This is a genomic window from Shewanella basaltis (assembly GCF_023283885.1).
GTDB lineage: Bacteria > Pseudomonadota > Gammaproteobacteria > Enterobacterales > Shewanellaceae > Shewanella > Shewanella basaltis.
In genome coordinates this window covers 62,990-70,536 of sequence record NZ_JAKILA010000025.1, presented here as the reverse complement: position 1 = coordinate 70,536, position 7,547 = coordinate 62,990, and the positions used below count along the sequence as shown (strand labels likewise).

General features: G+C 42.5%; 4 protein-coding genes and 7 tRNA genes. 8 read left to right on the top strand and 3 right to left on the bottom strand.

Going from position 1 to position 7,547, the window contains the following annotated elements; all coding sequences use genetic code 11:
* Nucleotides 1–481: 481 nt before the first annotated feature.
* Together L2703_RS16280 and gltX are read right to left on the bottom strand one after the other, a co-directional pair.
* Nucleotides 482–557, bottom strand: a tRNA-Ala gene (locus tag L2703_RS16280).
* A gap of 105 nt (nucleotides 558–662) precedes the next feature.
* On the bottom strand, nucleotides 663–2,072 hold the full coding sequence (gene gltX / locus L2703_RS16275) for a glutamate--tRNA ligase (protein WP_248972122.1): 1,410 nt from the start codon (nucleotides 2,070–2,072) through the stop codon (nucleotides 663–665).
* 256 nt (nucleotides 2,073–2,328) lie between these two features.
* Between gltX and L2703_RS16270 the strand changes: the two genes are divergently transcribed.
* The 6 genes from L2703_RS16270 to L2703_RS16245 all read left to right on the top strand — a co-directional run bounded on the left by L2703_RS16270 (nucleotide 2,329) and on the right by L2703_RS16245 (nucleotide 2,973).
* Nucleotides 2,329–2,404 (top strand) — tRNA-Val (locus tag L2703_RS16270).
* 42 nt (nucleotides 2,405–2,446) lie between these two features.
* A tRNA-Val gene (locus tag L2703_RS16265) sits at nucleotides 2,447–2,522 on the top strand.
* 32 nt (nucleotides 2,523–2,554) lie between these two features.
* Nucleotides 2,555–2,630 (top strand) — tRNA-Val (locus L2703_RS16260).
* A 42-nt stretch (nucleotides 2,631–2,672) separates the two neighbouring features.
* Nucleotides 2,673–2,748: transfer RNA gene (locus L2703_RS16255), tRNA-Val, on the top strand.
* Nucleotides 2,749–2,780: 32 nt separating this feature from the next.
* Nucleotides 2,781–2,856, top strand: a tRNA-Val gene (locus tag L2703_RS16250).
* A 41-nt stretch (nucleotides 2,857–2,897) separates the two neighbouring features.
* Nucleotides 2,898–2,973: transfer RNA gene (locus L2703_RS16245), tRNA-Val, on the top strand.
* A 408-nt stretch (nucleotides 2,974–3,381) separates the two neighbouring features.
* On the opposite strand, the gene L2703_RS16240 is transcribed toward L2703_RS16245, so the two are convergent.
* Nucleotides 3,382–5,211 carry an ABC transporter ATP-binding protein gene (locus L2703_RS16240; protein ID WP_248972121.1) on the bottom strand — a complete coding sequence of 610 codons (1,830 nt, stop codon included), beginning with the start codon at nucleotides 5,209–5,211 and terminating at the stop codon, nucleotides 3,382–3,384.
* A 237-nt stretch (nucleotides 5,212–5,448) separates the two neighbouring features.
* Between L2703_RS16240 and L2703_RS16235 the strand changes: the two genes are divergently transcribed.
* On the top strand, nucleotides 5,449–6,978 hold the full coding sequence (locus tag L2703_RS16235; RefSeq protein ID WP_248972120.1) for an AlkA N-terminal domain-containing protein: 1,530 nt from the start codon (nucleotides 5,449–5,451) through the stop codon (nucleotides 6,976–6,978).
* Between the two features lie 4 nt (nucleotides 6,979–6,982).
* Nucleotides 6,983–7,519 (top strand): methylated-DNA--[protein]-cysteine S-methyltransferase, encoded by a 537-nt coding sequence (locus L2703_RS16230; RefSeq protein WP_248972119.1) that lies wholly within the window; start codon nucleotides 6,983–6,985, stop codon nucleotides 7,517–7,519.
* The last annotated feature ends 28 nt before the right edge of the window (nucleotides 7,520–7,547 follow it).

Here is a 7,547-nt window from a genome sequence, read left to right as displayed (position 1 = left end):
TAAACCAAAGTGGGCGATGTCCTAAGCTCTATTTCTAGACGAATGGGACACAGTTGATACGTTATACTCTGTATCGAGTGAATACTCATCAATGTCTGTAGGCTAAACATTAATGCTAATTGCTACAAAACAACAAGGATTCGAACCCCTGTTACCGCCGACTCTTTATAAACCAAAGTGGGCGATGTCCTAAGCTCTATTTCTAGACGAATGGGACACAGTTGATACGTTATACTCTGTATCGAGTGAATACTCATCAATGTCTGTAGGCTAAACATTGGTGCTAATTGCTACAAAACAACAAGGATTCGACCCCCTGTTACCGCCGACTCTTTATAAACCAAAGTGGGCGATGTCCTAAGATCTATTTCTAGACGAATGGGACACAGTTGATACGTTATACTCTGTATCGAGTGAATACTCATCAATGCCTGTAGGCTAAACATCAATGCTTTTATCTACTTAAAGAATGTTAAGTAAGTGGTGGAGCTACACGGGATCGAACCGTGGACCTCTTCACTGCCAGCGAAGCGCTCTCCCAGCTGAGCTATAACCCCATCTTACTTAATGCTTTTGGATATGCCATTAGAAAAAAATCTAACATCATGTCTCAACTGCGAGGCGCATTCTATGCAGCATACCCAAAAGTGTCAACTCGTTTTTTAGGAATTTATTCTATCTGCTACAAATTCAATCGCTTTGGATATTCTTTGCGCAGATCTTTCTTTTCCAATTAAGAATAAGGTTAAATCTAACGCTGGAGACTGCCCCGCGCCTGTAACAGCAACGCGCAAAGGCATGCCGACTTTACCCATTCCAACATCTAGCTCTGTAGCTGTCGCTTCAATGGCTTGATGAATACCTTCAACACTCCAATCTGTAAGTTCAGCTAGTTTTTGGTTGAACAATGTTAATGGTTCAAGGGCAACACCACGAAGGTGTTTTTTAGCTTGAGCTTCATCAAAATCGGTAAAGTCTTCATAGAAATAACGACTAGAGGCCGCCAGCTCTTTTAAAGTCTTAGCGCGTTCAGACAATGCGGTGACGATATCAGCAAGAGCAGGGCCGTTGCTGGTATCAATTTTTTGATCATCCATATGCCACTGTAAATGAGATGCAACATAAGCTGGATCAAGTGACTTAATATAGTGTTGGTTCAACCAAACTAGCTTATCAGTATTAAATGCAGAAGCCGCTTTGTTAATATCATCTAATTTGAATAGTGTTTTTAACTCTTCCATTGAAAACACTTCTTGATCGCCGTGTGACCAACCTAAACGAACAAGATAATTCAACAGTGCTTCTGGTAAGTAACCGTCATCACGGTATTGCATTACGCCAACAGCACCATGGCGTTTAGATAATTTGGCACCATCATCACCTAAAATCATCGACACATGAGCGTATTCAGGAATTGGCGCGCCTAATGCTTTAAGAATGTTAATTTGACGTGGCGTGTTGTTGATATGATCTTCACCACGGACAACACAAGTAATCCCCATATCCCAATCATCAACAACAACGCAGAAGTTATAGGTTGGCACACCATCAGTGCGCTTAATGATTAAATCATCAAGCATATCATTTGAAATTTCGATACGGCCGCGGACATGATCGTCAAATACTACGCTACCTTCGATTGGATTTTTGAAACGCACGACAAAAGGTTCGTCAGTATCGCGTGGAGCCAAGTTACGACAGCAGCCATCATACTTTTGTTGTAAGCCCTGTGCAGCTTGCTCCTCACGCATGCTTTCTATTCGTTCACGTGAGCAATAACATTTATAAGCGGTACCGTTGTTTAGCATTTGATCTATGATTTCGTTGTAACGATCAAAGCGTTTTGTTTGGTAATACGGGCCTTCATCCCAAGTTAGTCCTAACCAGTTCATACCATCAAGAATGGCATCGCAGGCTTCTTGAGTTGAACGTTCAATATCGGTGTCTTCAATACGAAGGACAAACTCACCGTTGTTAGCACGAGCGTGTAACCATGAGTAAAGTGCAGTACGAGCACCACCTACATGAAGAAAACCAGTTGGACTTGGAGCAAAACGCGTCTTAGTAGTCATAATCGGACACTAACCTATTTATAAACGTCTAAAAAAGACAAACAAAAATGTGTTGCTATTCTAACAGTCAAACTCGGTAGTTGAAATGCCGTACATTAAAACCATCGACAGTTTTTAATTTTTCTTTTTCTGATAGTCTATTTCCTTGTCTAACAAAGCACCAAAGCGAACAATTTTAGTCCGACTAGCATTTTTTTAATTAAAAAGCGTTGACAGGTTTTACTTGCCCCCTATAATACGGCCCCACACAGCATGAGGTCGCTTAGCTCAGCTGGGAGAGCACCTCCCTTACAAGGAGGGGGTCACTGGTTCGAGCCCAGTAGCGACCACCATATCTTCATTGATGAAGATATTCTTATCTTGATTACATCCCAGGTCGCTTAGCTCAGCTGGGAGAGCACCTCCCTTACAAGGAGGGGGTCACTGGTTCGAGCCCAGTAGCGACCACCATGTAATCAAATAAAATGATGTGTAGAGTCCCAGGTCGCTTAGCTCAGCTGGGAGAGCACCTCCCTTACAAGGAGGGGGTCACTGGTTCGAGCCCAGTAGCGACCACCATTTTTCTAAAAAATGCGTTGGACTCAATTGTAAAATATCCCAGGTCGCTTAGCTCAGCTGGGAGAGCACCTCCCTTACAAGGAGGGGGTCACTGGTTCGAGCCCAGTAGCGACCACCATATTTTACCAGCTTAATAGATTGATATTCCCAGGTCGCTTAGCTCAGCTGGGAGAGCACCTCCCTTACAAGGAGGGGGTCACTGGTTCGAGCCCAGTAGCGACCACCATATCAATTTTTATAAGCTAAATTATTCTGCGTTATATCCCAGGTCGCTTAGCTCAGCTGGGAGAGCACCTCCCTTACAAGGAGGGGGTCACTGGTTCGAGCCCAGTAGCGACCACCATATCTCTGTTATACCTTCTAATTTAATCCCACTGTCATCTTTATTAACCTCAACTCTGGATAAGAGATGTATTGATAACGATATAAATCAATAGATTGACTAAAATCCACTGTCAAGCTTGTGATTTGTTTTGCTAACAAGGCGAATTAACGCGTCAATAGCTAGCCTATTGCAAGTTAATTCAACGCAGTGAGGAAGGCAAAGGACTGCTTGAAAGGCGTTTGTTATCCAGAGCTGAGGTTTATTAGACAACTGCAAGCTTACTTTGCTCACTTAATCTTATTTAGAATGTTCTAATGTTATTTCTTTCAATGTCATTGCTATTAATTCGTTAATGTTATTAATATTTGGCCATAAAAAAGCCACTCAAATTGAATGGCTTCTATTACAATTATATAAGTGACGAGATTAATCCAGCCCTAAGAAACCACCTGTTTGATGGGCCCACAGCTGTGCATAAATACCATTAGCATAGATGAGTTCTTGGTGGGTACCTTGTTCTACAATTTTGCCTTGGTCTAATACAATTAAGCGATCCATTGCCGCAATGGTAGACAATCGATGCGCAATGGCAATAACCGTTTTACCTTCCATGAGTTCGTATAACGACTCTTGAATTGCCGCTTCTACCTCAGAGTCAAGTGCAGAGGTCGCTTCATCGAGTAGTAGTATTGGTGCATTTTTGAGCAGAACCCTGGCAATTGCGATACGTTGACGCTGGCCACCAGAAAGCTTAACACCACGCTCACCAACTTGTGCATCTAAGCCTTTATTTCCAAAGGGATCGGTTAGCGTATTAATAAAATCAAATGCTTGCGCTTGGGTAATGGCGGCCATTAATTGTTCTTCGCTAGCGTGAGGGTCACCATACAGAATATTTTCACGAATAGAACGGTGTAATAACGACGTGTCTTGGGTGACCATACCGATATTGGCGCGCAGTGAGTCTTGGGTGACATCGGTAAGGGGTTGATCATCAATAACAATTTGCCCTTGTTCAACATCATGAAAACGCATTAATAAATTAACTAATGTCGACTTCCCTGCGCCTGAGCGTCCCACTAGTCCTACTTTTTCTCCAGGCTTGATGTGCAGATCTAATGACTCAATAACGCCTTTTTTCTCACCATAATGAAAACTTACTTGATTAAAGTCTATTTTACCTTGAACAACCACAATATCTTTGGCGTCTGGTTTATCTTCAATCGCAATGGGCTTTGATAAGGTATTCATCCCGTCGGTAACCGTACCGATATTTTCAAAGAGTGAACTAATTTCCCACATGATCCATTGAGACATACCATTTAAACGCAGCGCTAAACTGACGGCGATGGCAATAGCACCAACGGTAATGGCGTTATCTGCCCAAAGCCAAATTGATACTGCTGCAATGGTAAATGCTAATACATAATTAATGACTTGCACTGCTACGTTAATCACGGTGACTAAACGCATTTGGCCATAAACGGTTTCTAAAAAGAGGCTCATACTATCGCGGGCATAATCTGCTTCTTGCTTAGTGTGAGAGAATAATTTAACGGTAGAAATATTGGTATAACTGTCAACAATACGCCCCGTCATGGTTGAGCGGGCATCAGCTTGTTTGGCTGAAATGGCCTTTAATTTAGGCACTAATTTCCATTGGATTGCAATATAGGCAAATAGCCACACCAGCATAGGTAACATTAACCGTAAGTCGGCGCTGGCAATCATCACTAACATTGAGGTGAAGTAAATTAGGATGTACATCAATACATCTAATAGCTTCATGACGGTTTCGCGCACCGCTAATGAGGTTTGCATTACTTTGGTGGCAACACGGCCTGCAAAGTCATCTTGATAAAAGCCAATACTTTGTTTCAGTAAGTAACGATGAGCCTGCCAGCGAATGGCCATTGGGTAATTACCCAATAATGTTTGATGCACGATTGAGGCATGCAGCCAGACAATCACTGGGATCACAATTAACACAATCACAGACATACTCATGAGGGTAACGTGCTCGTCTTGCCATAAGGTTTGTGGGTTTTTAGTGACTAACCAGTCAACGAGTTGGCCCATGAAACCGAATAAAGACACCTCTAATATGGCCAGCGTGGCCGTTAATATCGACATTACAATTAAAGGTTTGCCAAAACCACGTGTGTAATGACGACAAAAAGCAAATAAGGTCTTTGGTGGCTGAGTTGGTTCTTGTGGCGGTAAAGGTTGAGTTAATGATTCAAAAAATTTAAACATCTAATACTCTAACGTTCATAATAAGATTTCTGTGGCATAGAATAACGTAAAAAAACGAAATGTAATGGGTTTAATTGTTACCATTAACGTCATCAATAGTTGAAATACATTGAGTTCCGTTTTCCGCTAGTGATTGCGGTTGATAATCAGTAAAGTGGCAGCTAATACGTGCATGACTCTCTGCTAGTTCAGTTTGATTTGCAATGTTTATCACTATTTGCGAATTAAGGACCACGAATGCTAAGTGAACAAGTTGAACCCCATTGCCGCATCGCACCTCAAGTTTGTCAGCAAGCAAGATTGAGTCGCGATGCCCGTTTTGATGGTCATTTTTTTACTGGCGTACTCACAACAGGTATTTATTGTCGCTCGATATGTCCAGCACCAGCGCCACACGAGAAAAATGTCCGCTATTTTAATACTGCGATACAAGCGGCAAATGCTGGCTTGAGGCCATGTTTACGTTGCCGGCCAGACAGTGCACCACACTCAAATGCATGGAGAGGGACAGACACAACACTTAACCGGGCTATTACGATGATTGAACAGGGCTTTCTTCGGGGAGATAATGCCGGTTCGGTGGCTCAGCTAGCAGATAAGCTTGGCATAAGTAGTCGATATTTAGGTCAATTGTTTAATAAAAGCCTAGGTACATCTCCTAAGCGTTTTGCTTTGTATCAACAGTTAATGTTTGCTAAACAATTATTGCATCAAACAACATTGTCGATGACTGATATTGCCATGGCGGCAGGGTTTAATAGTATACGGCGCTTTAATGAGGTATTTAAACAGCAACTGCTGCTGACGCCGACCGATTTAAGGCAACAACATGATTGTTCTCATGTTAGCGACGATTTAACCACAACCCCTTTAACATTAAAGCCCATTACGCTCACTTTGGCGTATCGACCACCACTTAACTGGGCTTTAATGCATCAATTTTATGGCGTTCGTCAGGTTACCAACATGGAAGAGGTCAATGACGATGGCAGCTATTGTAGAAGTTTTTGTTTTAGTGGCATTAGCGGCGTGTTCTCCATTAAACCGCACTCGCATAAACCTCAATTTGAGGTGAAAATTTATTTACTTAATGCTGATGACATCAAACAGCTACACTCTATTGTCCTTAAGTTGCGGGCAATGTTTGATTTAGATGCGGATATGCAGGTGATTGAACAAGCATTAACACCATTGATTGCATTAGGAGCTAAGGTAGATGTTGGTTTGCGGATCCCCGGAACGGGTAATGTATTTGAAGCGGCATGTCGAGCTATTTTAGGGCAGCAAGTTAGTGTGTTACAGGCCACTAAGTTGCTTAACACACTTGTTCAGCATTATGGTGAAGCGTTCAATGTTAACGGCAAGACATGGCGGCTTTTCCCAACGCCTAGTGCCATTGCTCAAGCCTCTCTTAATGAGTTAAAAATGCCAGGTGCGCGTAAACTCGCATTGAATGCATTAGGTCAATATGTTGACCATTATCCAGAATCAACCCCACAAGATTGGTTGGCGGTTAAAGGGATTGGTCCATGGACTGTTGCTTACGCTCAAATGCGAGGTTTGAGCGAACCTAATGTGTTTTTAACCACAGATTTAGTGATAAAAAATCGTTTGTGTGCGCTTCATCAACTGGCTGCAAAGCCTATCGAATCGACAAAAATATATACCCAAATTGCGCAACAAATTAGTCAACTTGCCAGTCCTTGGGGTAGTTATTTAACTTTTCAGCTATGGGCTCAAGACCCGCTGAATCCAACAAAAGAATAGAACGATGTCAAAAATAGCTTCACCAATTATCCAAGCTAAGGTTTCAAGTCCAGTGGGGTTACTTTCTCTAAAGGCTTCTGTAAATGGGCTAACTCATTTACAAGTTGACGACTTGTTGCAAACTCACGCAGATGTTGCTATCGAGTCAATGGCAAGCTTAGCCTTAGACCATCATGATGATGTCTTATTGTCGGCGGCAAAGCGACATATTGAGATGACAAGCCAACAGTTAGCAGAGTATTTTGCCGGTAAACGAAAACAGTTTGATGTCACGCTTGCCCCCAAAGGGACTGAGTTTCAGCAGCTGGTATGGCATGCTTTAGGTGAAATGGCATTTGGTGAACGTTGCAGTTATAGCGATATTGCCAATATTATCGGCCGCCCTAAAGCGGTTAGGGCGGTGGGGGCCGCTAATGGTGCGAACCCTATTGCCATCATTGTCCCGTGTCATCGTGTTATCGGCAAAGGCGGGAAGTTAACAGGCTATGCTTATGGATTGAACATGAAGCAGTGGCTGCTTAATCTAGAAGCCAGTGAATAAATCTTAATTTATCTGACTGATGCGTCAA

Coding starts and splice junctions, on each gene's coding strand:
- gltX (WP_248972122.1), bottom strand. CDS start 2,072: ATGACTACTAAGACGCGTTTTGCTCCAAGTCCAACTGGTTTTCTTCAT.
- L2703_RS16240 (WP_248972121.1), bottom strand. CDS start 5,211: ATGTTTAAATTTTTTGAATCATTAACTCAACCTTTACCGCCACAAGAA.
- L2703_RS16230 (WP_248972119.1), top strand. CDS start 6,983: ATGTCAAAAATAGCTTCACCAATTATCCAAGCTAAGGTTTCAAGTCCA.
- L2703_RS16235 (WP_248972120.1), top strand. CDS start 5,449: ATGCTAAGTGAACAAGTTGAACCCCATTGCCGCATCGCACCTCAAGTT.